Below are 21,138 nucleotides of genomic sequence, written 5' to 3' on the forward strand. Positions count from 1 at the left end.
CACTCGGTGGCTCAGTCGGTCGATGCGCGGCCGAACACCGGCATGCCTGCTTCGTCCCAGCGCAGGGTCTTCACGAAGGTATGGCGGTCGGGGTTCCACAGCGGGTCGCCGACAATCTCGGTATACGTGCGGGCGTGGTAGACCAGCAGCACGGTGTCGCCGTCTTCGGCATAGGTGAAGCTGTTGTGGCCCGGGCCGTAGATGCCGTGCTCGTAGCAGGTGCGCAGGACCGGCTCGCGCGACTTGGTCCAGGAGCCCGGGTCCAGCAGATCGGCCTCTTCATGGGCCCACAGCAGGCCCATGGCGTAGTTCTCGTCGGTGGCACTGGCCGAATAACTGATGAATACCCTTCCGTTGCGGCGCAGTACCGACGGACCTTCGTTGACCCGGAAGCCGCGCGTCTCCCAGTCGAACTCGGGTTTGCTGAGCATGACCGGCTTGCCCTCGATCTGCCACGGCGTCTTCATCGGCGCGATGTAGAGGTTCGAATTGCCTTCGATCTCGTGATCCTTCTGCGCCCACAGGTAGTACAGCTGGCCCTTGTGCGTGAAGGTGGTAGCGTCCAGGCAGAAACTGTCGATGCCGGTGTCGACCTGGCCCATGAACTCCCATTCGCCCTCGAGCGGGTTGGCATTGCGGTTGCGGATCGCGTACATGCGGTGCTGGAACAGCTGGTACTTGATCTCGCGGCTCGGGGCGGCCGCAAAGTAGATATACCAGGCGCCCCCGTTGAAGTGGATCTCCGGCGCCCATACCAGTTCGCAGTAGGGGCCGGTGTCCGGCTTGGTCCAGACGTCCACCGTCTCGGCATCCGCCAGGCCGGCAATGGTGGTGGCGCGGCGCAGTTCGATGCGGTCGTATTGGGGCACCGAGGCGGTGAAATAGTAGTAGCCGTCCGTGTGCTTGTAGATGTAGGGGTCGGCGCGCTGTTCGATCAGGGGTTTCAGGATGGTTTCTTGCATCGTTAATCTCGTTTCAAAGTTTGCTTATCACCGCGTGGGCGGGAGACCCGCCCACCCTACAAAGGCATTCGTAGGGTGGGCAGGTTTCCTGCCCACGCGGTCAACGCATGTCAGCCGGCGACGTAGCCGGCTGTGCGCATGTCGGCCTTGACAGTGTCGTAATACGCGTCGCTGATCCGGTACTTGAACATCAGCACGCCCATCAGGAAGTGGAAGAAGCCCGGGATCACCGACAGCATCAGGGCGATGCCCTGCAGCGCCAGCGTCGACTGCGCCTGGTTGGGCTGGTACTGGAAGTAATCCAGCAGGATACCCACCATGCCGCCCGCGATCGCCATGCCGACCTTCTGGCACACCGAGATGCCGCCAAAGGCGAAGCCCGACACGCGCTTGCCGGTCTTGACCTGGCCGTAGTCGATGGTCTCGGCGATCGCCGACCAGAACACCGGCGCGTGCAGGTCGACCACCAGCGACAGGATGAAGTACAGGACGAAGGCCAGCACGATGTCGCCCGGCTGCACCAGGAAGTAGATCATCAGGCTGATGAGGGCGACCAGGATCTGCGTGTTGCGGAACAGCTTGACCTTGCAGTAGAACTTGGTGGTCCAGGTGGACACCACCATGGCCAGGATCGCGGCCGCCACGCCCGTGGACAGGAAGGCCGAGACGATGGCGGTGTCGCCGCCCAGGTAGTATTTGGCGTAGTAGATCGCCACCGAGCCGCGGATCACGTAGCCGATGGTGCCGGTCACGCACACCGCGCACAGGATCAGCCACTGGTCGTTGCGCATCAGGACGCGCACCTGGTCGATGAGCGGCTGCTTGTCGACCTTGTGGACGACGCGTTCGGTGGTGGTGAAGAAGCACAGCAGGAACAGCAGCACGCCCATCGCGGCCATCACCGCCATCGCCACCTGGTAGCCGGCGGCCGGGTTCTTGGGGTCCCACCAGCTGGCCAGCATCGGCACGATGATGGTCACCATGAAGGCGCCGATCTTGGCGAAGAACAAACGGTAGCCGTTGGCCGACAGGCGTTCCTGCGGGTCGGACGTCAATCCGCTGATCAGGGAGATGTAGGGAATGCCGACGCCCGCCGTCATCAGGGTCATCAGGATGTAGGTCGAATAGGCCCAGATGAGCTTTGCATCGTAGCTCCAGTCGGGCGTGGTGAAGACCAGGAACACGCTGAGGCCATAGGGCACGGAGAGCAGCAGCAGCCAGGGCCGGTAGCGCCCCCAGCCGGTGAGCACCGCGTCGGTCACCTGCCCCATCGCGAGGTCGGCCACGGCGCCCACCACCTTCACGGCCACGAACAGCGCCGCCAGGTCGGCGGTGTGGATGCCGTAGATGTCGGTGTAGAAGAAGGTGATGATCAGCATCATCGACGAGATCACCACGTTGAGCGCCATGTCGCCGGCGCCGAAACCCGCTTTTTCGAGGGTGGAGAGTTTGTGTGTCCGCATGTGCCTTCCCTTCTGAACGACGCGGGGCCTACATCTTCCAGCGCAAGGCGACCGAGACCGAACGTCCGACCTGGACCGTACCGAAATTGGTCAACTGCTCGTTGCCCGCATTGCCGAAGTGGTAGTACTGCCGCTGCATTTCGTTGGTCAGGTTGATGGCGCCGACATCGACCGACATCCTGTCGTCGATCTTGTAGGACACCTGCATGTCCACGCTCTTTTCGGGTTGACGCCAGATACCGATCGGATTGGCAAACAGGGCGGCTTCGTTGGCGGCCAGGAAGGCGGAACGCCAGACATAGGACAAGCGCGCGCTGACCGGACCCTTCTCATAAGCCAGGGTAGCGTTGTAGGAGCGATCGGAGACCCCGAAGAACGGTGTCTCGAGCTGGGCGATGATCTCGCCGGCGCTATTCGCCTCGGGAACGTTCTGTGACGAGCTCAGCTTGGTAAAGCTGCCCTGGAAACCCAGGCCGTCCAGCGGGCCGGGGAGCCACTTCGGGAAGTAGATCAAGCCGATCTCGACGCCCTTGATGGTGCCGTCGGAGGCGTTGACCGGCGAGTTGATGACGTAGTCATAGCCGTTCGTATGGTCGCCGCCCGAGGTCGAGTTGCGGAACGGGTCGTCCGCCGGATCGACGTGAATCTTGCGACGCAGGGGCACGACCAGGCCGTCGATCTTGCGCTTGAACAGCGTGCCATAGAGTGCGCTGTCCTTCTGGAAGTACCACTCCCCGGTCAGGTCGAAGTTGGTCGAGAGCGTCGGTTTCAGGTCCGGATTGCCGCCGCTGCCCGAGCCATACCCCACCCGCGACACGTCGTCGGCGAGTTGCAGGACAGGGTTCAGGTCGCCGAAGTTCGGGCGCCGCAGGGTTTTACCGAAGTTGAAGCGCGTGACGACGTCCTTGGCCGGATCGTAGGTCAGGGTCAGGCTGGGCAGGAACCTGCTGGTCGACTTGTCGGCGCCGGACGCCGTCACCGCCCGGGTCGTGGCATCGACCTTATAGAAGCGCATGTCGGTATTGACCCTGGTATAGCGCACGCCGGCATTGGCGCGCAGACGGTTGCCGAACAGCTCGCTCTGGAAATTCCCCATGAGGTAGAGATTGCTCGTCTTTTCCTTGATCTCGAAGGTCTTCTGCAGGCTCAGTTGGTCCGTGGTCAGGAAGTTGCTGTTGACCGAGTGGTAGAGCTTGCGCCACTCGTCGATGTTGTCGCGGATGGTATAGGCATTCGGTTCCACCCACGAGCGCGGAACGTCCGAGATGTCCTTGCCGAAGTTCGCGTTGGTAATGGCATACTGCGGACCCAGCGAGGCAAGGTTGCGGCCCAGGAAGGCCGATTGCGTCCGGTTGGCCTCCGACGCCTTGCGGACGTCGTGGCGCAGCCCGAATTGAAGCGTCTGCAGCGCACCCCAGTCGGCGTCGAACACGCCCGCCAGGCTGGCTGTCGCGGCGCTGCCCTTGTTGCGGTTGGCGTTATCGTAGAACTCCGCCACATTCCACTTGCTCGGATCGACCAGGTCGGCATTGTCATTGAAACGGAAGGCGGTATCGCCGCCGGCATTGAAGTCGACGTCGATGGAAGGGGCAACGCGGTCGATCCGGGTGGCGGTGAATTGCGTGTCGAATTCGCTCGTCTGGAACGACAGGTCGCCGTCCAGTTTCAGGCGCTCGCCGACGTTCCACTTGCCGTTCAGGGCGTACACGAAGGAATCGGTTTTCGAGGTGGTGTAGTCGCCGCTGTTGAAGCCATACACGTTGTTGACCTTGCGGGACTTGATGACGTTGGTTCCCGGGAAGGTCGTGATCGTCCCCGCCGGGTTGCTGCCGAGATCGCCCCACCAGTCGACAAAGCTGAACAGCAGCTGATTGAAGGCCTTGTCGCGATACCCGTTGTACATCGATTCGAAGGTGTAGACCGCATCGCTGTTCGGTTTCCACTGCAGGGCGATATTCGCGGCCGGGCGCTTGCGTTCACCCTGGACGTCGCTCTGGAAAACGGCGTCGCGCGCCAGATAATACGGAGTGGCCTTGCCGTTGAAATTCAGCGTCGAGCCCGCGGCCATCGGCAAGCCGGTACGGGTACCGGGGGCCCAGACATCGTTGTCGAAGATGCGCTGCAAGGGCGTATAACCGGCCGGCACTTCGGCCGCATTCGGGCTGGTGAATGGCACCATGGCGCCCGGCGTCACGCTCTCGTTGCGGTATCTGGTCTGGGTGGCGGCCAGGTTGACCAGCGCGCCGACCTCGCCAAAGCCGGTCTCCCAGCGATTGCTGAACATGGCGCTGAGCTGGGGGTTCCATTTTTTTGCAGGATCCAGGTAGGTCTCGCGCGCCGAGATCGACACTTGCGGGCCCTTGAAATCGAAGGGCCGCAGCGACTTGACGTCGATCTGGCCGGCGATGCCGGTTTCCAGCTGGCTGGCGTCACGCGTCTTGTACACGTCGATCTGGCGCACCAGGGTCGAGGGAATGTCCTGCAGCGCGACCTGGGTGCCCGAGGCGGTAAAGATATTCCGCCCGTTCCAGGTGGTCTGGACGTCGGGCAGGCCGCGGATGGACAAGGCGCCGACTTCGCCACCGGCGCGGTTGGTGACCTGGATCCCCGTCACGCGCTGCAGCGCTTCGACGACATTGTTATCGGGGAGCTTGCCGATGTCTTCGGCAACGACCGATTCCACCACCTGGTCGCTGATGCGCTTGATCGCCAGGCTCTTGATGAGCGACGCCTTGACGCCCGTGACGACCACGGTCTGCGTGTCGCCCGGCTCGGTCGTTTCGGCACTGGCGGCGGGGGAGATTTCCTGGGCGCCGACCGTGGCGGCGCCCATCAGGCCGGCGCCGGCGAGTGCGGCGACCGTGGCGCGAAGTGCGAAGGCGTGACCGGTACTGGCCGCAACGCGGCCGAACGATGTGCGTTTCATACGTCTCCTGGTGTCGTTGTCGTTATTGCCGCTGTGTCGCGGCTTTGCTGTTATTACATGCTCGACAGGGATGGTAGGCGGTGCAATGAGATCGTTCCAATCAAATTTTTGGCCGATCCGATACCGAAACATGTATCGGGTGCCTGCCCCCGCCTGTACGGCAGCGGCGGCGCGCATGTTCAGCGCCACGCTGGCGCACAGGGCGGCCGACAGGCTGCAGGGCTCTCACTCGCGGACCAGACTGACGTCGTCCAGCATCAGCCACTGCCCGTGCTTGCCCTCGGTGTAGACACCGATCTGCACGCTGCCGTTGCGCACGGCGATGCCGGGCAGCGTGACCTGCGTCCAGGCGCCGAGCGCCCCGCTGAACTGGTGCGCGACTTCCGGAGCGCCATGGCCGCTGGCGAACAGGCGCGCCACGCCCTGCCCACCGCTGCTCCTGACCCAGGCACGCAGGGTGTAGCTGCCGTTCGGCAGCGCGATGTCCTGAACCGCGCTGCCCATGCTCGGATCAGCATGGCGCAGCACCAGCGCCCAGCGGCTGTTGCGCCCTTCCAGGGCATTCACGATGGGTGCGGCCCCTTGAAGGCTGGTCCAGCTGGTGCGCCAGCCGGCCACGCTGGTCTGCGTGACGCGGTCGGCTTCGAAACCCGGGTTGAGCACGTAGTTGTTGCCCTTGCCGACCGACCAGCGGCCCTTGGCGGCATCGAGCGTGAACTCGCTGAGCGAGTTGAACACCGGCTTGCTGCCCTCGAAGGAGAGCGGCGCCCAGATGTTGTAACCGATGCCGTTGGCCGCGTAGTTGCTCCAGCGGTCGCCGGCGTACAGCACCAAGCTGCCGTCGCTGCCCTGGACGGCAACGAAGAAGCCGTTCTGCGACACGTGCGAAAAGTCGGCCTCGGTTCCCTCGATCAGCTTTTCAGGCGTGTAGGGGCCGGTGATGCTGGTCGCGGTCATGTAGAAGCTACGCGAAGCGTTCCAGCCATGCAGGTCCGACGAGCAAAAGTAGTACAGGCCCTTGTACTTGAACATGGCGTTGCCCTCGCGCCCGCCTGCCGGCGCCGAATGCACCAGGATCGCGGGTTCGACCGCCAGGAAGTCCGCCGCGCGCAGCGGCGCCACGTAGAGCTTGCGCCGGTCGCCGCCGCTGCTGAAGACAAGATACGCCTGGCCGTCGTCGTCCACGAACACGGTCTGGTCGCCGGAGGTGGGCGTCGCCACCCGCTCGATATGGGTCTGCAGGCGCTGGAACACGAAGGGTCCGGTGGGCGAGTCGCTGGTCGCGAACAGGACGCCACTGCCCTTGTCCGTGCTGCCGTACTGGGTCAGCAGCACGTATTTGCCGGTGCGCCTGTTGTGCACCACACCCAGCCGCCCGACCCAGCCCGGCTGGTCGAACATCTTGCCGGCGGCGCCCGTCTTGAGCACCTCGCCTTCGAACTTCCAGTTCACCAGGTCGGTGGACGAGTAGGCCGTCACCGCGCTGAACGTCGGGTTGGCGCCGTTCGGCTGCGGCGCCGGCTCCCTGGCATAGCTGACCGCCTCGGCGTATTTGGCGCCGTACCAGTAGTACCTGTCGCCCACTTTCAGGATGCCGCCGCCCTGCGCATAGACCGGCGTGCCGGAGGTGTCCTTCCAGAAGACGCCGTTGCGGATGGTCGATTCGGCGGCGCCGGCGTGAGGCGGCATCACGGCGAGCAGCGCGCCCAGGAGCCACATGCGCTTCATGGATGAGCCGCCACGCGCCTGCCGTTGACGACCACGTTCTCCAGCCGCAGCCTGGTCACGTCCGCCGTCTCCAGCTTGTCCTTCTGCAGCTGCACGTCGAAGTCCTTGAGCAGGACCTCGCTGATCGTGGTTTGCCCCGGGTTCGGCTTGATCGTCCCGAAGGCCTTGAGGCGTCCGCGGATGCCGACCAGGCTGATGTTGCGCACGATCGATTGCGGCGGCGGCGCCCCCTTCAGGTCAAAGTACTGGGTCCAGGGCTCGATGGTGACGATCTGGCCGCCGGAGTCGTCGACCGTGATATTCCTGAAGTGGATGTTCTCGTAGTGCTGCGGCGTGTCCGGCCGCAGCTTGAAGACGGCCAGGCTGTCCACCTTGCCCGTCACCCGGCAATCTTCGATGAGCACGTCGCGCACCAGGGTCGCCTCGCTGCCGAGGGCCAGCATGTGGTGGCCGCGCCGGAACTCGCAGTTGCGCACCCGGATGCCGATCACCGGCGGGCTGTCCTTGTCCTGCATCGCGAACGGTCCCTTCGAGCCCTTGGCGGCGATGCAGTCGTCCGTCACCGAGAAGTAACAGCCCTCGACCAGCACCTGCTGGCAGCTGTCCAGGTCGATGCCGTCGGAGCTGGGCGCCTGGTGGTAGTCGTCGGGCACCACGAAGCGCGCATTGCGCACCGTGACGTCCTGGCAGCGGTACAGGTGCAGGTTCCAGAACTGCGAATCCTTGAAGGTGACGCCCTCGATGGTGACGTTCCTGGAAGCTTCGATCAGGCCCAGGCGCGCGCGCGGGATGCCGATGTTCTTGAAATTGTAGGGATCGGGAGCGGCATTGCGCAGCTTCCAGAACAGGTCCCAGATCGGCCGGCCGGCGCCGTCGAAGGTGCCGGCGCCGCTGATGCGCAAGCCGTCGCAGCCGTTCGCATTGATCAGCGCCGGATTGAAGTTGGGCGCGAAGTGCCCTTCGATGCGGGTACGGCCGGCCGGGAAGTGGCGCAGGTCGAGCGAGCAGCGCAGCACCGCGCCCTGCTCCAGGTGCAGGTTCACCTTGGGCTTGAGGAACAGCGCGCCGCTGACGAACACGCCGCTCGGCACCACGACGGTGCCGCCGCCCTGCGCCGCCAGGTGGTCGATGGTCTTCTGGATCGCCGCGGTGTTGACCGTGGCGGCATCGGCGACGGCGCCGAACTCCGTGACCGCGCTTCTCCTGCCCGGCGCGCCAGAGGACGGCGCAGCGCAGCCCCACAGGGGAGCGGAAAGTAAAGACAGCGTCAAGGCGCGGCGGGTGGAGAGACGGTTCGGCATGCTGGTTTCCTGGGCTCCTGTTTCGTGGGTGGCCGATGCGGCACCCAAGATATAGACGAAAACCGGCAATTAATCTCTATCCGCCGCCAGGATAATCACATTGTTGATTGCTTCTCGACGGCTGGGGGTGCAAGCGCGTCCACGTCGGCGGCCTCGCTTGGCGGCGGCAGGATGTCCGCCACGGGCGCATCCGGAGCGACGTCGAGCGTGCGCAGCGCGTCCTGGACCACGCTGGCGAACACCGGCGCCGCCACCCGTCCGCCGAAGTAGCCGCCTTCGGTCGGCTCGTCGATCATCACGGCGACGATGATGCGCGGGCGCGACACCGGCGCGAAGCCGACGAAGCCGGCGATGTAGCGGTTGGTGTAGCGTCCCGCCACCGGCTTGTGGGCGGTGCTGGTCTTGCCCGCCACCCGGTAGCCGGGCACGCGCGCGCGCGGCGCGGTCCCGCCCGGCCAGGTGGCGCGCTCCATCATGGCGCGCACCGCGCCGGCGCTTTCGCGGGAGATGACCGGGCGCGACACCGGCGCCTCGTCCACTTTCAGGAGGCTGAGCGGAATCATGTCGCCGTCGCGCGCGAACACCAGGTAGGACTGCGCCATCTGCATGAGCGAAGTCGCCATGCCGTGTCCATAGCTGATGGTGGCCTGCTCGATCGGCTTCCAGGAACGGTGCGGGCGCAGGCTGCCGGCGGCGGTGCCGGGAAAGCCCAGCTGCGGCGGCTGGCCGAAGCCCACCTGGGTCAGCATGGCCCACATGTCCTGGGCCGGCATCTGCAGCGCCAGCTTGACGGTGCCGACGTTGGAAGACTTCTGCAGCACCTCGGCCACCGTCAGGGTGCCGTGCCGGCTGGCGTCGCGGATCGTCGCGCGGCCGATGCTGAGGCGCCCGGGGGCCGTCTCCACCAGGGTATCGGGCGTGGCCAGGCCCTTTTCCAGCGCCAGCGCGATAGTGAAGGGCTTGATCACCGAGCCCGGTTCGTAGATGTCGGTGAGGGCGCGGTTGCGCAGCTGCGCCCCGGTCAGGCCGCGGCGTTCGTTCGGATCGTAGTCCGGCAGGTTGGCCAGCGCCAGCACCTCGCCGCTGCCCGCGTCGAGCACCACGATGGCGCCGGCGGCGGCCTGGTGGCGCTCGACCGCGGCCTTCAGGTGGCTGCGCGCCGCATGCTGGATCCGGCCGTCGATCGACAGCGCCAGGTCGCGGCCGTCGCGCGCCGGCAGGCGTCCGCCCGCGTCTTCCGCGATGCGCCCGAGGCGGTCGCGGATCACGCGCCGGCTGCCGACCGTGCCGCCCAGGCTGGCCTGGTGCGCCAGCTCGATGCCTTCCTGCCCGCGATCCTCGACGTCGTTGAAGCCCACCACGTGCGCGGTCAGGGAGCCGTGCGGGTAATGGCGCTTGCTTTCCTTGCGGCTGTGGATGCCGGCGATGCCGAGCGCCTCGACCCGCCCGGCCGTGGCCATGTCGACCTGGCGCTTCAGGTAGACGAAGCCGCGCCGCGAGTCCAGCTTGGCGTCGATTTCCGCGCGGCTCAGGCCGAGCTGGCGCGCCAGTTCGTCCAGTTGCGCAGGCGGGGCGCCGCGCGCCTCGGCGGGAATCGCCCAGACGGCGCGCGCCGGCAGCGACAGCGCCAGCACCTCGCCGTTGCGGTCGAGGATGCGTCCGCGCGTGGCCGGCAGTTCCAGCGTGCGTGCATAGCGGGCCGCGCCCTGCTTCTGCAGGAAGTCGTCCGACCACAACTGCAGCCAGACCGCGCGTCCGGCCAGGGTCGCGAAGGCGGCGAACAGCACCGCCAGCAGCAGGCGCGAACGCCAGGCCGGCAGGCGGCTCTCCAGCACCGGATTGGTGCTGAAGGCGTGGCCGCGGCCGGTAGCGACGCGCGCCGGATCGGCCATCTAGCGCTGCTCCCGCGCTTCGTCGAAGCTGCTGGTATCGGCTTCCAGCACCGGCAGGGCCAGGCCGAAATGCAGCGCCAGCAGGCGCAGGGCGAAGCCCGACGCGATCGCCGAGGTGGTGGCGATGCCGGCGGCCACGCCCAGTTCCAGCAAGCCGAGGTAGAGCACGCCGGTGGCGAACGACACGGTGGCGTACAGATCGCGCTGCAGCACCAGCGGCACCTGGTTGCACAGGACGTCACGCAGCAGGCCGCCGAACACGCCGGTGGCCATGCCCATCAGGATCACCACCACCCAATGGGCGCCGGTGGAAGCAGCGACGTCGCAGCCGATCACGGTGAACGCCACCAGCCCGAGCGCGTCCAGCCACAGGAAGGCGGTCCTGAGGCGGTGCATGCGGCGCGCCAGCAGGGCCGCGGCGATCGCGGCGCCGACGGTGTAGGCCAGGTATTCGGGATGGGCGACCCAGCCGAGCGGATAGTGGCCGATGAGCAGGTCGCGGATGGTGCCTCCGCCCAGCGCGGTCACGGTGCCCACCACGCACAGGCCGAACAGGTCCATGCGGCGGCGCATGCCCATCAGGGCGCCCGATGCGGCTTCGGCCGCGATGGCGACCAGGTAGATCGTGTGGAGCAGGCTCATTCTCTGGGGTTGGGGACGGATGGAGGACGGACTCGGTGCGGGGCATGGTACGATGCGGCCATCGATGTGTCCAATGCATAATCTTTGCCATATCGATGCATCTTTAACATAGGACCACGCTTGAACATCAAACAGCTGGAGCACCTCATCGCGGTCGCCGAGGCGCGCTCCTTCAGCCGCGCCGCGGAGCGCCTGTTCATCACCCAGCCGGCCCTGAGCCGCAGCATCCGGGCGCTCGAGGAAGACCTGGGCGCGCCGCTGTTCGACCGGATCGGCAAGCGCATCGAGCTCACGCCGCTGGGCAACCACGTGCTCGAGCGCGCCGGCCGCCTGGTGCGCGACTCGGGCGAGCTGGCGCGCAGCGCCGACATCTTCCGCCAGGGCGGGGGCGGCGCGCTGCGCATCGGGATGGGTTCGGGGCCGGCCGCCATGCTGATGGCGCCGCTGCTGTGCCACATGGCCGAACGGCACCCGGGGGTCCGGCTCGGCATCACGCGCGGGGCCCTGGCGCTGCAGCTGGTGCAGCTGCGTGCCGGCCAGCTCGACGCCCTGGTGGCGGACGCGCGCAGCATCGCGCCGGCGCAAGACCTGCTGGTCGGCCCGCTCGGGGAGCTGCGCACCTGCTTCGCCTGCCGCCCGGGCCACCCGCTGCTGGAGCACGACACGCTCACGTTCGAGCAGCTGCTGGCCTATCCGGTCGCCTCGACTCCCCTGTCCGACGAAGTGGCGCGCCTCCTGGTGGCCGCCTACGGACCGGCGGCCCTGCCGGAACGGATGGTAACCCTGCAGTGCGAGGACGTGGCCAGCCTGGTGGATGCGGTCGGCCGCTCGCAGGCCCTGTTCCTGGGGCTGGCGGCGGCGGCGCGCGCCGGCGGCCTGGCCGAACTGCCGCTGCGCCCGCGCCTCGATGCGCGGGCGCGCTTCGCCTGCGTGACCCTGGCGGGGCGCACCGAAGCGCCCTTGCTGCCGGCCTTCCGGGCCTTCGCGGCGGGCCTGTTGCGGGACTGAGGGGTGACAGCGCGTTGATTTTTCTGGGCATCAAGCTAAAATGAACCAATTAGTTCAGAATTGGAGCGGCAATGCGGACCAAAAGCGCGGCAAAACGGCAGGCGATCCTGGATGCGGCGGCGGCCATCTTCCAGGAACAGGGTTTCGAGCGCACATCCATGGAAGACATCCGCAAGCGCGCCGATTTTTCCAAGGCCACCCTGTACAGCTACTTCCCCTCGAAGGAAGAGCTGTTCATGGAGATCGTCATCGACGCCACCGATGCCCAGTTCCAGGCGACCCTCGACGCGCTCGGCCCGGGCGGCGAGGACATCGGGCAGGCCTTGATCAGCTTCGGCACGCGCTTCCTCACCCTGCTCTACCTGACGCCGGTGGCGGCGGTACGGCGGCTGGTGGTGTCCGAGGCCGGGCGCTCGGAGCTGGGCAGGAAGTGCTTCGAGATCGGACCGGTGCGCAGCATGGCGGTGGTGGCCGACTACCTCGAGGCCGCCATGGCGCAGGGCAAACTCAAGCGGGCCGACCCGCGCCTCGCGGCGCTGCAGCTCAAAGGCCTGCTCGAGGCCGAGTGGATCGCCCCCTTCATGTTCCAGACCCTGGACGCGCCCCCGACCGAGGCGCTGGCCGCGTCGGTGGAACGCGCGGTGGCGGTGTTCATGGCCGCCTACGGACCGGTGCGCGCCGCCGGGAAGAAGAACAAGCCTTAGGAAAGCACAGCATGGAAACCCAACAACTGTGGGTCGAGCCGGTCGGCGGCATCATCGTTGCGCGCATCCGCGGCGCCTGCACCGAAGCCCTGCTCGAGGAATGCCAGCGCCGCGTGATCTCCCTGGTGCAGGACACGCGCCAGGTGAAGGTCCTGTACGACTCGCTCGAGATGGACGTGCCGTCGGTCGACATCGCCCTGGTCCAGCAGAACCTGGAGTCGCGCGCCTGGGAGCGCTACGGCCCCCTGCCCTTGCGCCGCGCGATCCTGGTTGCGAACACCCGCATCGCCTACCTGGCCCGGATCGCCTTCGGCGAGCTGGGCGAAGGCAGCTACCGGGTGTTCTACAACGACCTGGCGGCGGCGCTGCGCTGGCTCGACGAGCCCCCGCAAACCCCTCCTGAAGGCTAGCGCGTCCGCTGCGGCGCCAGGCGGCGCAGCCAGGCGCCGGCGCCAGCGCGCAAGCGCGGGTTGTGCAGGCACCAGCCACCGGCCAGGCCGATCGCGCAGCCGAGCAGGGTGTCGAAGAAGCGCGCCTGCACCAGCGCGGCCGGCGCCGCATGGCCCAGCGTCGCGGCATCGGCCAGCAGGATCGTCAGCGGCGTGATGAGCACCGCGGCCAGCGCGTAGTGGCGCACCACCAGCATCTCGATCAGGAAGGTCAGCAGCGTCACCATCAGGGACACCGACCAGCCGGACAGCGGCAGCGACAGCAGGCCCCAGGCCAGGGCCACGCCGGCGCCGGTGCCGAGCACGCGCTGCAGCTGGCGGTTCCAGACCGCGCGCAGCGAGGCGCCCTGGATCACCGCCAGGCAGCTGACCGGCACCCAGTAGGGCTTGTCGAGCGCCAGGGCGTGCGCCGCCAGCAGCGAGACGCCGACCGCGGCGCCGATCACGACCGCGTCCAGCACCATGTAGTCGAAGGCGAAGGCCGGCAGCGGCGGCTGCGGCGCCGGCGCATGGCGCCGCAGCATGAAGATGCTGTAGAAAAAGCCGACCGCGCAGGCCAGCAGGCTGCCGAAGCCGATCAGGCCGGCCATGCGCGGCAGGTCGGCCGCCGTGAGCGGGCTATAGGCGCCGATCGCGGCGGCCATCACGAAGAACAGGCCGCCCGGCGGCCCGAGCGCGTAGATGCGCGATGTCGTCATTACCAGCACCGTGATCGCGACCAGGGCTGGCACGATCGCGGGCGGCCACAGTCCGCTCACCATCCCGAGCGTATAGCAGGCCAGCATGGCGAAGGCGCAGGCCAGCAGCGCCACCATGCGCCGCGCCAGCGAGGTGGCAGGCAGGTACAGGAACACCAGGCCGCCCAGCGAGGCCACCAGGCCGTCGCCGATGCGGCCGAGCGCAGCCGCGGCCACCAGCGGCAGCCCGGAGGACAGCGCCGCGGCCAGGGGCATCTGCCAGGCGCGGTCGCTGGCCTGGATGGTGGTCAGCTGGCGCAGCTCTTCGGACAGGAAGGCCCGCACCCGCTGCCGGCGTGCGTCGGGCATGGGCCGCTCAGTTGAAGCGTCCTGCCGTGCCGCCCAGGCTGTAGCGGCCGGCGCCCAGCAGCGCAACGGCCAGCGCCGCGGCGATGAACATGCCCTGCAGCTCGAGCGCCCAGCCGCCGGTCTCGTTGAGCGTGAAGAACTGCGCGGTATGGGCCAGCAGGATCGCCACGATCATGTTGATCACCACCACCAGCGCGGCGGCGCGGGTGAACAGTCCGACCAGGATCAGGAGCGGCGCCACCACTTCGCCGATGTAGACGCCATAGGCGAAGACCGCCGGCAGGCCGGCGCCCTGCACCATGCCGACGATCGGGCCGATCCCGCCGGCCAGCTTGGAAAAGCCATGGAACAGCAGGATGAGCGCGAGCGCCGCGCGCAGCAGCAGCTTGCCTTCGTCGTCCATGCTGCGGGGTCCGACAACATTTGCGGTTTGCATGATCACTCCTTCCGGATGAGTAGTATTGACATCATCGCGCGTCGCCAGCTTGGCGGGCGCACCGTTCGCGTTCATTCGAAGGCGTAGGCGTCCATCGCCAGCACGCCGTGTTCGACGCTGGCGTGCAGGCGCGTGGCGCGCGCCTGCGGGCCTGCGGCGCCCATGGCGACGAACAGGGGCAGCAGGTGCTCGTCGGTCGGGTGGTTGCGCACCGCGTGCGGGGCGCGCGAGCGGTAGTCGAGCAGCTCGGCCTGCTCGCCGTTCTCGAGCGAGGCCTGCATCCAGCGGGCGAAGTCTTCCACCCACGCGGGCGCCGGCGCCTCGACCGCCTGGCCCCGGTACTCGTGCAGGTTATGGGTCAGCGAACCCGAGGCCAGCACCAGCACGCCTTCGTCACGCAGCGCGCCCAGGGCCTGGCCGATGCGCAGGTGGGCGGCGGGATCGCCGTCGCGCAGGATCGAAAGCTGGGTGACCGGCACGTCGGCCTCGGGATACATCAGGCGCAGCGGCACCCAGGCGCCGTGGTCGAGCCCGCGCGCCGGGCTGCGCCCGGCCTCGATGCCGGCTTGTGCGAGCAGCGCCCAAGCGCGTTCGGCCAACTCCGGCGCGCCCGGCGCCGGATACTGGATCTCGAACAGGGCGCGCGGAAAGCCGCCGAAGTCGTGGATGGTGGCGGGCTGCCGGGCCAGGCTCACGGCCGGGACGCCAACGGTCTCCCAGTGCGCCGACACGGCCAGCACCGCGCGCGGCCGCGGCAGCGTCGCGCCCAGCTTCTCGAGGAAACGGCGGGCCGGGCTGTCCTGCAGCGCCAGCATGGGCGAACCGTGGGAAATGAACAGTGCGGGAAGGCGGGTCATGGCGTCTCTCCTCATGAAAGACCTCATTGTATTGTCTTGCCCCGCCCCGATAAATAGCTCTACAAGGATATAACTATTCCATTAAACGAAACAATCGTTTCAGTCGCGCCAGGGCGGTTCCGCAAAGGCCTCGACCAGGAAATCGACGAGCGCCCGCACCTTCGGCGCCAGGAATTTACGGGGAAGGATAGACCGCATGGATGCCCAGCGCGATCGAGCGCCAGCCCGGCATCACTTCCACCAGAGCGCCCTCGGCCAGGTCGGCGCCGACCATGAAGCTGGGCTGGAGGATGATGCCCTGGCCGGCCAGGGCGGCGGCGCGGCAGGTGTCGCCATTGTTGGCGCGCATGCGCGGCTGCACCTTCACCGCCTCCTCGCCGCCGGGGCCGGAAAAGCTCCAGGTGTCGCCGGCCGCGAACAGGCTGTAGCCGATCACGGCATGGCGCGCCAGCTCGGCCGGGCGTGCCGGGGCGCCGTGGGCGGCCAGGTAGGCCGGCGCGGCGCAGGCCACCAGCCGGGTCGAGGCGAGCGGCCGGCTCACCAGCGAGGACGCGGACAGCTGGCCGATGCGCACGGCCAGGTCGTAACCCTCGTCCACCAGGTCGGCCACCCGGTCCGACAGGGTGATGTCGAGTTCCAGCCCGGGATGGCGCTCGAGCAGGCGCGGCCACAGCGGCGCCAGGTGCAGCAGGCCGAAACTGAGCGGCACGTTGGCCCGGACCACGCCCTGGGCCGTGCTGTTGCCGGAGCCAAGTTCGGCTTCCGCTTCCTCGAGCCGGTCCAGCAGTTCGCGGCAGCGCGCGTGGAACAGCTCGCCTTCCGCGGTGCTCGACAAGCGGCGCGTGGTCCGGTGCAGCAGGCGCACGCCGAGCCGTTCCTCGAGCTCGGCCACGTGGCGCGACACCGCCGCCTTCGACATGCCGAGCCTTCCTGCCGCCGCCGTGAAGCCGCCCGCCTCCACCACGGCCGCGAACACCCGCATTTCCTCGAACCGGTCGGTCATTCATTCATCCTCGTTTGCCATGATGAGCGCGATTCTACCCCCGGATCTCGCCGGCCCCGGCGGGATCTGCCACAATGGGCGGACACACGGGAGCCGCACGCCATGTATCACCCACTGAACCGCCAATCGATCGCCACCCTGGTCAGGGATTTTTATGCCGATGTCCGGCGCGACAGCCTGTTGCAGCCGGTATTCGACGGCGCCATCGGCGCCGGCTGGGAAGCTCACCTCGAACGCATGGTCGACTTCTGGTGCTCGGTGATGCTCTCCAGCAGCGAGTTCAAGGGCAATGTGTACGGCAAGCACATGGCCCTGCAAGGGATCGAGGCCGAGCACTTCCGCCGCTGGCTCGGCCGGTTCGAGGCGCATGCGCGGCGCCTGTTCGAGCCGGACACCGCCGGCGCCTTCCTGGCGGCGGCGCGGCGCATCGCCGCCAGCCTCCAGTACGGGTATTTCGGCCGCGTCGAGGTGGCCTGAGGAGAACACCATGAAAGACCTGCCCGCCGGGCTGGAACACTACAAGAGCACGCCCGTGTTCGACCAGGACAGCGTGCCGGCCGGACTGCGGCGTGCGCACAGCACGGCTGCCGGGGTCTGGGGCCGCATCGTCGTTCACGCGGGCAGCCTGCGCTACGTGATCGAGGCGCCCGACACGGAACAGCACCTGCTGGCGCCGGGGAAGCCCGGCATCGTCGAGCCAGGCGTGCCGCACCACGTCGCGACCGAGGGACCGGTGCGGTTCTGCGTCGAGTTCTACCGCTAGCTTGCCGGGCGGCGGCGCTACAGCGCACGCGATTCGCATTGCATCGCGGCCCGGGTTTCGGTATGTTCAATCCTGTCCGCGACCACGACGAAAGGCACGCATCATGTTCCTCGAACGCGTCTGTATCGCCACCGATGGGTCGGACCTGGCCGTCCGCGCCGCCCAGATGGGCGCCCTGCTGGCGCGCTCCGGCGCCGGACGCATCGTCGCGGTCGCGGTGGCGCAACCGCATTTCCACCTGCCGGAGAGCGGCGCCGCCGCACCAGGCAGCCAGGCCGTGCAGGCGGAGTTCGCCCGCGCCCGCCAGGCCGCCCAGGCCCACGTCGACACGGTGCTGGAGATCGCCCGCCAGGCCGGCGTCAGCTGCGACGCCGAGACGCCGCTGGCCTCGGCGCCCGGCCCCGACATCGTCCGGCTGGCGGAAGAACATGGATGCGACCTCATCGTGATGGGCACGCACGGACCGAACGACGCCAACCGCCGCCTGATGGGCAGCGTGGCGCAGTACGTGCTGGCCAATTCCGCCATTCCCGTGCTCCTGTTGCGCGACCCGCGCGAAGCCTCGCAGCCCGACTTCATCGAGGGTGTCGCGTCCTGAACCGGAGCATGGAATCCTGCGGCCGGCGATTCAGTGCGCCTGCTCCTGCGCCCCGTGCGCGGCCGGACGCAGCACCATGACCGGCACCGGCGCGCCGGCCAGCACCGCCTGGGTCACGCTGCCGGCCAGCAGCCGGCTCAGGCCGCGCCGCCCGTGCGAGCCCATCACGATCAGGTCGCACTGCTGCTCGCGCGCGGTGTCGACGATCGCCTCGGCCGGGTCGAGCGCGCTGCAGGTGAGCGCCGTGGCCTGCACGCCGGCAGTGCGGCAGCGCGCCACGATCGCATCGACATAGCGCTGGGCGTGTTCCAGCAGGACGTCGATCTGCAGGCCCGGATCGTAGGCCATGGCGCCTTCGAGCGACTGGAAGGTGGGTTCGGGAACGGCGACGGACAAGGCCACGATCTCGCTGCCTTCGCGGCCGTGCACGAACTCGATGGCGGCATCGACCGCCGCCTCGGAAACGGGAGACCCGTCGGTGGGGACCAGGATACGTCGGTACATGGCAAGCTCCTGATAGGAATGGTCGAACGGTAGAGGCCAGTCTGTCCTTGCAGATGCTAAAAATCTTTGACCTGGATCAAAATCAAGCCGGTGTCATGACGCTCTGGGGAGCGTCCGGAAGCACGCGGTCGCCGAAACAGATGCCGAGCTCGCGCGCCGTGCGCACCATGTCGCCATCGACCGGCACCCGCTTGCTGCGCCCCGCCACCTCGCCCAGGGGCACGGTGCCGATCTCCTGGCCGCCCAGCGCCACCATCACGCCCGATTCGCCGCGCGCCAGCGCACGCACCGCGGCGGCGCCGAAGCGCGCCGCGGTCACGCGATCGAAAGCGGATGGGCTGCCGCCGCGCAACAGGTGGCCCAGCACCACGCTGCGGCATTCCTTGCCGGTGCGCCCGGCCAGCTGCGCTTCGACCCAGGCGCCGATGCCGCCCAGGCGTTCGGCATGCCCGCCGCCGGGCGCCGCCAGGCGTGCGCGCTCGCCGCCGAGCGGCTGCGCTCCCTCGGCGGCCACGACGATGGCATGGCGCCGGCCGGCGGCGTCGCGCCGGCCGATGGCGTCGGCCACGACCTCGAGGTCGAAGGGAATTTCGGGCAGCAGGATCGCATGGGCGCCCCCGGCCATGCCGGCGTGCAGCGCGATCCAGCCGGCGTAGCGCCCCATCACCTCGACCACCATCACGCGGTGCTGGCTGTCGGCGGTGGTGTGCAGGCGGTCGATGCATTCGGTGGCGAAGCCGGCCGCCGTGTCGAAGCCGAAAGTCTGGAAGGTCCGGTCGAGGTCGTTGTCGATGGTCTTGGGCACGCCGACCACGGGCAGGCCCTGGCGCTGCAGGCAGGCGGCGATTTCCATCGAACTGTCGCCGCCGACCATCACCAGCGCATCGAAGCCGCGCTGGCGGCACAGGCCGACCAGCTCGGCGCTGCGGTCCTGCTCCGCCATGCCGCCCGCGCCCGCTACCGGGTAGCGCAGCGGGTTACCGCGATTGGTGCTGCCGAGGATGGTGCCCCCGAGGTGGCCGATGCCGTGCACGGCTTCCAGCGACAGGCGCAGCACCGGTTCGCCGAGGCAGGTGTCGGGGGCGAGCAGGCCGTTGAAGCCGTCGCGGATGCCCCAGCATTCCCAGCCATGCCGGCTGGACGCGAGCACCACCGCCCGGATCACGGCGTTCAGGCCCGGGGCGTCGCCGCCCCCGGTGACGATGGCAATGCGCTGGATGCGGGTTTCCATGGGCGCCTCCTGTAGGTGCTGCCGACTATAACATGCGGGCGCGCTGGCTTGATCCGCCATAACAGCCCAGCGGTCCGGTATGGCTAAGCTGGCAATGCCGGACTGACATCGCGAGCGAGCATACCATGGCAAACATCTACGTCGACCCCAGCGCCGCCGGCCCCGGCGACGGCTCACTGGCCAATCCCTTCAGCGCCTGGACCAGCGTCGTCTGGACACCCGGCAACACCTACCTGCAGAAACGCGGCACCACCTACGCCGGGGTGTTCCGGCCGGCGGTCAGCGGCACCCGGGAACAGCGCATCACGATTGCCGCCTACGCCAGGCGCGACGGCTCGGACGACCCGTCCCAGCCCCGGCCCGTCATCCTGCTGCCGGGCAGCCCGGCCACGCCCCAGCAGGGGGCATCGATCGCGGTGTACGGGCAGGAACGCGATTTTCTCACCTACCGCAACCTCGACATCCGCAACCCGGCCCTGCCTGAAGCCAGCGACGTGGCGATCATCTGGCTCGGCAACGGCTGCAGATTCGAGAACATCAGGCTGACGTCGAATTGCGCGGGCGTCTACGTGTACGAAAAAAGCGGGGTCGTGATCAGCGGCTGCGTGCTGGACGTGGTCGATTGCGCGCCCGAGTTCGCCAACCACGGCATCCTGGTCGCGGGCGATACCCCGATCGACGACATCCAGATCATCGGCAATACCGTCGTCCATCGCGGCGGCGGCTCGGCCCTATCCTACGGCATCCGCTGCGAAACCTACCGCCGCGAGCTGCCGCTCACCAGGCTGGTGGTGCGGGGCAACCGGGTCGCTCCCCCGCCCGGCGCCAGCCCCAACGCCAACCGCGGCGCCATCGGCATCTACCTCGTCAACGGCCAGGCGGCCCAGCTCGACCGCAATACGGTCACCGGCATGCTGAGCGGGATCCGCCTCAGCAGTGGATCCGGCAACCGGGTAAGCAACAACAACTGCAGCAACAACATGAACTTCGGCATCCACGTCACCGGCTTCGCGACCGGTTTCCTCATCGAAGGCAATACCTGCAACCGCAACGGCGGCACCGCCAGCCCGACCTACTGGGGGCGCGGGATCGAACTGTCGGGGGCCGCCGGGCCGGGGGCGGTGTCGGATCACACGATCCGCCGCAACACCTGCATGTTCAACTATAACTACGGCGGACCGCTGGACAATGGTTCCGAGGGCGTCGGCATCGGCCTCGATGACGGCGTGCTGCGCTGCGCGATCCTGTCCAACCAGCTGGCTTTCAATGAGGGAAACGGCATCCAGCTGTACGGCGGCCCGCCCGGCAGCCGGACCGACACCGGTGGCCACACCATTTCCGGGAACGTGCTGGACACGAACTGCACCCACGCGGTGCTGAACCGCCGCAGCGGCGGCAACGCGCCCAGCCCGTTCTACGCCCACGTCCAGCTTGCCTATATCTACGGCAGCCGCACCACGATTACCGGCAACCTGTTCGCCGGCCCCACCCGCGGCGGCATCCACCTGGACAGCTCCTCCTCCAACGTCGTCGCGCGCAACAATATCTACCGCGGCACCCCGTATCCCATCGAGGAGGCCGCCCTCGTTCCCCCGGTGACGTAAGGGCGCCGCGATGTGCCGTTT

20 protein-coding genes are annotated in these 21,138 nt (G+C 68.0%); 7 read left to right on the top strand and 13 right to left on the bottom strand.

What is annotated here, in order from left to right; all coding sequences use genetic code 11:
- Window positions 1-11: 11 nt before the first annotated feature.
- The 7 genes from MasN3_RS15205 to MasN3_RS15235 all read right to left on the bottom strand — a co-directional run bounded on the left by MasN3_RS15205 (window position 12) and on the right by MasN3_RS15235 (window position 10,914).
- The gene (locus tag MasN3_RS15205) at window positions 12-962 is read right to left on the bottom strand and encodes a glycoside hydrolase family 43 protein (protein WP_281908229.1); all 951 of its coding nucleotides are present in this window, start codon (window positions 960-962) and stop codon (window positions 12-14) included.
- A gap of 110 nt (window positions 963-1,072) precedes the next feature.
- The gene (locus MasN3_RS15210; protein ID WP_281908230.1) at window positions 1,073-2,425 is read right to left on the bottom strand and encodes an MFS transporter; all 1,353 of its coding nucleotides are present in this window, start codon (window positions 2,423-2,425) and stop codon (window positions 1,073-1,075) included.
- A 28-nt stretch (window positions 2,426-2,453) separates the two neighbouring features.
- Window positions 2,454-5,351 carry a TonB-dependent receptor gene (locus MasN3_RS15215; RefSeq protein WP_281908231.1) on the bottom strand — a complete coding sequence of 966 codons (2,898 nt, stop codon included), beginning with the start codon at window positions 5,349-5,351 and terminating at the stop codon, window positions 2,454-2,456.
- Between the two features lie 225 nt (window positions 5,352-5,576).
- Window positions 5,577-7,079: a family 43 glycosylhydrolase gene (locus tag MasN3_RS15220; protein ID WP_281908233.1), complete on the bottom strand. Its 1,503-nt coding sequence runs from the start codon at window positions 7,077-7,079 to the stop codon at window positions 5,577-5,579.
- The gene (locus tag MasN3_RS15225; RefSeq protein ID WP_281908235.1) at window positions 7,076-8,380 is read right to left on the bottom strand and encodes a glycoside hydrolase family 28 protein; all 1,305 of its coding nucleotides are present in this window, start codon (window positions 8,378-8,380) and stop codon (window positions 7,076-7,078) included. The genes MasN3_RS15220 and MasN3_RS15225 overlap by 4 nt, the downstream gene beginning before the upstream one ends.
- Window positions 8,381-8,475: 95 nt before the next feature.
- A complete protein-coding gene (locus tag MasN3_RS15230) occupies window positions 8,476-10,272 on the bottom strand; it encodes a peptidoglycan D,D-transpeptidase FtsI family protein (RefSeq protein WP_281908237.1) in 1,797 nt (598 codons plus the stop codon).
- Window positions 10,273-10,914 (bottom strand): trimeric intracellular cation channel family protein, encoded by a 642-nt coding sequence (locus tag MasN3_RS15235; RefSeq protein ID WP_281908240.1) that lies wholly within the window; start codon window positions 10,912-10,914, stop codon window positions 10,273-10,275.
- Between the two features lie 120 nt (window positions 10,915-11,034).
- Here MasN3_RS15235 and MasN3_RS15240 point away from each other — a divergent pair, with 120 nt between their 5' ends.
- The 3 genes from MasN3_RS15240 to MasN3_RS15250 all read left to right on the top strand — a co-directional run bounded on the left by MasN3_RS15240 (window position 11,035) and on the right by MasN3_RS15250 (window position 13,036).
- Complete coding sequence (locus MasN3_RS15240; RefSeq protein ID WP_281908241.1) at window positions 11,035-11,922, top strand: LysR family transcriptional regulator; 888 nt, start codon at window positions 11,035-11,037, stop codon at window positions 11,920-11,922.
- Between the two features lie 71 nt (window positions 11,923-11,993).
- On the top strand, window positions 11,994-12,626 hold the full coding sequence (locus tag MasN3_RS15245) for a TetR/AcrR family transcriptional regulator (protein ID WP_281908243.1): 633 nt from the start codon (window positions 11,994-11,996) through the stop codon (window positions 12,624-12,626).
- Window positions 12,627-12,637: 11 nt separating this feature from the next.
- The gene (locus MasN3_RS15250; protein WP_281908244.1) at window positions 12,638-13,036 is read left to right on the top strand and encodes a hypothetical protein; all 399 of its coding nucleotides are present in this window, start codon (window positions 12,638-12,640) and stop codon (window positions 13,034-13,036) included.
- Here the strand turns inward: MasN3_RS15250 and MasN3_RS15255 are convergent.
- The 4 genes from MasN3_RS15255 to MasN3_RS15270 all read right to left on the bottom strand — a co-directional run bounded on the left by MasN3_RS15255 (window position 13,033) and on the right by MasN3_RS15270 (window position 16,417).
- Window positions 13,033-14,121 (bottom strand): FUSC family protein, encoded by a 1,089-nt coding sequence (locus MasN3_RS15255; RefSeq protein WP_281908246.1) that lies wholly within the window; start codon window positions 14,119-14,121, stop codon window positions 13,033-13,035. The genes MasN3_RS15250 and MasN3_RS15255 overlap by 4 nt on opposite strands.
- A gap of 7 nt (window positions 14,122-14,128) precedes the next feature.
- Entirely contained in the window at window positions 14,129-14,557 is a 429-nt protein-coding gene (locus MasN3_RS15260) for a DoxX family protein (protein ID WP_281908248.1), read from the bottom strand.
- A 71-nt stretch (window positions 14,558-14,628) separates the two neighbouring features.
- Window positions 14,629-15,414, bottom strand: a complete 786-nt coding sequence (locus MasN3_RS15265; RefSeq protein WP_281908249.1) for a dioxygenase family protein — start codon at window positions 15,412-15,414, stop codon at window positions 14,629-14,631.
- Window positions 15,415-15,589: 175 nt separating this feature from the next.
- Entirely contained in the window at window positions 15,590-16,417 is an 828-nt protein-coding gene (locus MasN3_RS15270; RefSeq protein ID WP_307730360.1) for a LysR family transcriptional regulator, read from the bottom strand.
- Between the two features lie 102 nt (window positions 16,418-16,519).
- Here MasN3_RS15270 and MasN3_RS15275 point away from each other — a divergent pair, with 102 nt between their 5' ends.
- From MasN3_RS15275 to MasN3_RS15285, 3 genes are all read left to right on the top strand, one after another.
- Window positions 16,520-16,894, top strand: coding sequence for a group III truncated hemoglobin (locus tag MasN3_RS15275; protein ID WP_281908250.1), 375 nt, complete (start codon window positions 16,520-16,522; stop codon window positions 16,892-16,894).
- A gap of 10 nt (window positions 16,895-16,904) precedes the next feature.
- Complete coding sequence (locus MasN3_RS15280) at window positions 16,905-17,180, top strand: DUF1971 domain-containing protein (RefSeq protein WP_281908252.1); 276 nt, start codon at window positions 16,905-16,907, stop codon at window positions 17,178-17,180.
- 103 nt (window positions 17,181-17,283) lie between these two features.
- Window positions 17,284-17,778, top strand: coding sequence for a universal stress protein (locus MasN3_RS15285; protein ID WP_281908253.1), 495 nt, complete (start codon window positions 17,284-17,286; stop codon window positions 17,776-17,778).
- A 30-nt stretch (window positions 17,779-17,808) separates the two neighbouring features.
- Here MasN3_RS15285 and MasN3_RS15290 read toward each other — a convergent pair whose 3' ends face one another.
- Both MasN3_RS15290 and MasN3_RS15295 read right to left on the bottom strand, forming a co-directional pair.
- Window positions 17,809-18,282, bottom strand: a complete 474-nt coding sequence (locus tag MasN3_RS15290) for a universal stress protein (RefSeq protein ID WP_281908255.1) — start codon at window positions 18,280-18,282, stop codon at window positions 17,809-17,811.
- Between the two features lie 82 nt (window positions 18,283-18,364).
- Window positions 18,365-19,513: a 6-phosphofructokinase gene (locus MasN3_RS15295; RefSeq protein WP_281908257.1), complete on the bottom strand. Its 1,149-nt coding sequence runs from the start codon at window positions 19,511-19,513 to the stop codon at window positions 18,365-18,367.
- Between the two features lie 125 nt (window positions 19,514-19,638).
- On the opposite strand from MasN3_RS15295, the gene MasN3_RS15300 reads away from it, so the two are divergent.
- Window positions 19,639-21,117: a right-handed parallel beta-helix repeat-containing protein gene (locus MasN3_RS15300; RefSeq protein ID WP_281908258.1), complete on the top strand. Its 1,479-nt coding sequence runs from the start codon at window positions 19,639-19,641 to the stop codon at window positions 21,115-21,117.
- Window positions 21,118-21,138 lie beyond the last annotated feature (21 nt).

This window comes from Massilia varians (assembly GCF_027923905.1).
Lineage (GTDB): Bacteria > Pseudomonadota > Gammaproteobacteria > Burkholderiales > Burkholderiaceae_D > Telluria > Telluria varians_B.

Coding starts and splice junctions, on each gene's coding strand:
- MasN3_RS15205 (WP_281908229.1), bottom strand. CDS start 962: ATGCAAGAAACCATCCTGAAACCCCTGATCGAACAGCGCGCCGACCCC.
- MasN3_RS15210 (WP_281908230.1), bottom strand. CDS start 2,425: ATGCGGACACACAAACTCTCCACCCTCGAAAAAGCGGGTTTCGGCGCC.
- MasN3_RS15215 (WP_281908231.1), bottom strand. CDS start 5,351: ATGAAACGCACATCGTTCGGCCGCGTTGCGGCCAGTACCGGTCACGCC.
- MasN3_RS15220 (WP_281908233.1), bottom strand. CDS start 7,079: ATGAAGCGCATGTGGCTCCTGGGCGCGCTGCTCGCCGTGATGCCGCCT.
- MasN3_RS15225 (WP_281908235.1), bottom strand. CDS start 8,380: ATGCCGAACCGTCTCTCCACCCGCCGCGCCTTGACGCTGTCTTTACTT.
- MasN3_RS15230 (WP_281908237.1), bottom strand. CDS start 10,272: ATGGCCGATCCGGCGCGCGTCGCTACCGGCCGCGGCCACGCCTTCAGC.
- MasN3_RS15235 (WP_281908240.1), bottom strand. CDS start 10,914: ATGAGCCTGCTCCACACGATCTACCTGGTCGCCATCGCGGCCGAAGCC.
- MasN3_RS15245 (WP_281908243.1), top strand. CDS start 11,994: ATGCGGACCAAAAGCGCGGCAAAACGGCAGGCGATCCTGGATGCGGCG.
- MasN3_RS15250 (WP_281908244.1), top strand. CDS start 12,638: ATGGAAACCCAACAACTGTGGGTCGAGCCGGTCGGCGGCATCATCGTT.
- MasN3_RS15255 (WP_281908246.1), bottom strand. CDS start 14,121: ATGCCCGACGCACGCCGGCAGCGGGTGCGGGCCTTCCTGTCCGAAGAG.
- MasN3_RS15260 (WP_281908248.1), bottom strand. CDS start 14,557: ATGCAAACCGCAAATGTTGTCGGACCCCGCAGCATGGACGACGAAGGC.
- MasN3_RS15265 (WP_281908249.1), bottom strand. CDS start 15,414: ATGACCCGCCTTCCCGCACTGTTCATTTCCCACGGTTCGCCCATGCTG.
- MasN3_RS15270 (WP_307730360.1), bottom strand. CDS start 16,417: ATGACCGACCGGTTCGAGGAAATGCGGGTGTTCGCGGCCGTGGTGGAG.
- MasN3_RS15275 (WP_281908250.1), top strand. CDS start 16,520: ATGTATCACCCACTGAACCGCCAATCGATCGCCACCCTGGTCAGGGAT.
- MasN3_RS15280 (WP_281908252.1), top strand. CDS start 16,905: ATGAAAGACCTGCCCGCCGGGCTGGAACACTACAAGAGCACGCCCGTG.
- MasN3_RS15285 (WP_281908253.1), top strand. CDS start 17,284: ATGTTCCTCGAACGCGTCTGTATCGCCACCGATGGGTCGGACCTGGCC.
- MasN3_RS15290 (WP_281908255.1), bottom strand. CDS start 18,282: ATGTACCGACGTATCCTGGTCCCCACCGACGGGTCTCCCGTTTCCGAG.
- MasN3_RS15295 (WP_281908257.1), bottom strand. CDS start 19,513: ATGGAAACCCGCATCCAGCGCATTGCCATCGTCACCGGGGGCGGCGAC.
- MasN3_RS15300 (WP_281908258.1), top strand. CDS start 19,639: ATGGCAAACATCTACGTCGACCCCAGCGCCGCCGGCCCCGGCGACGGC.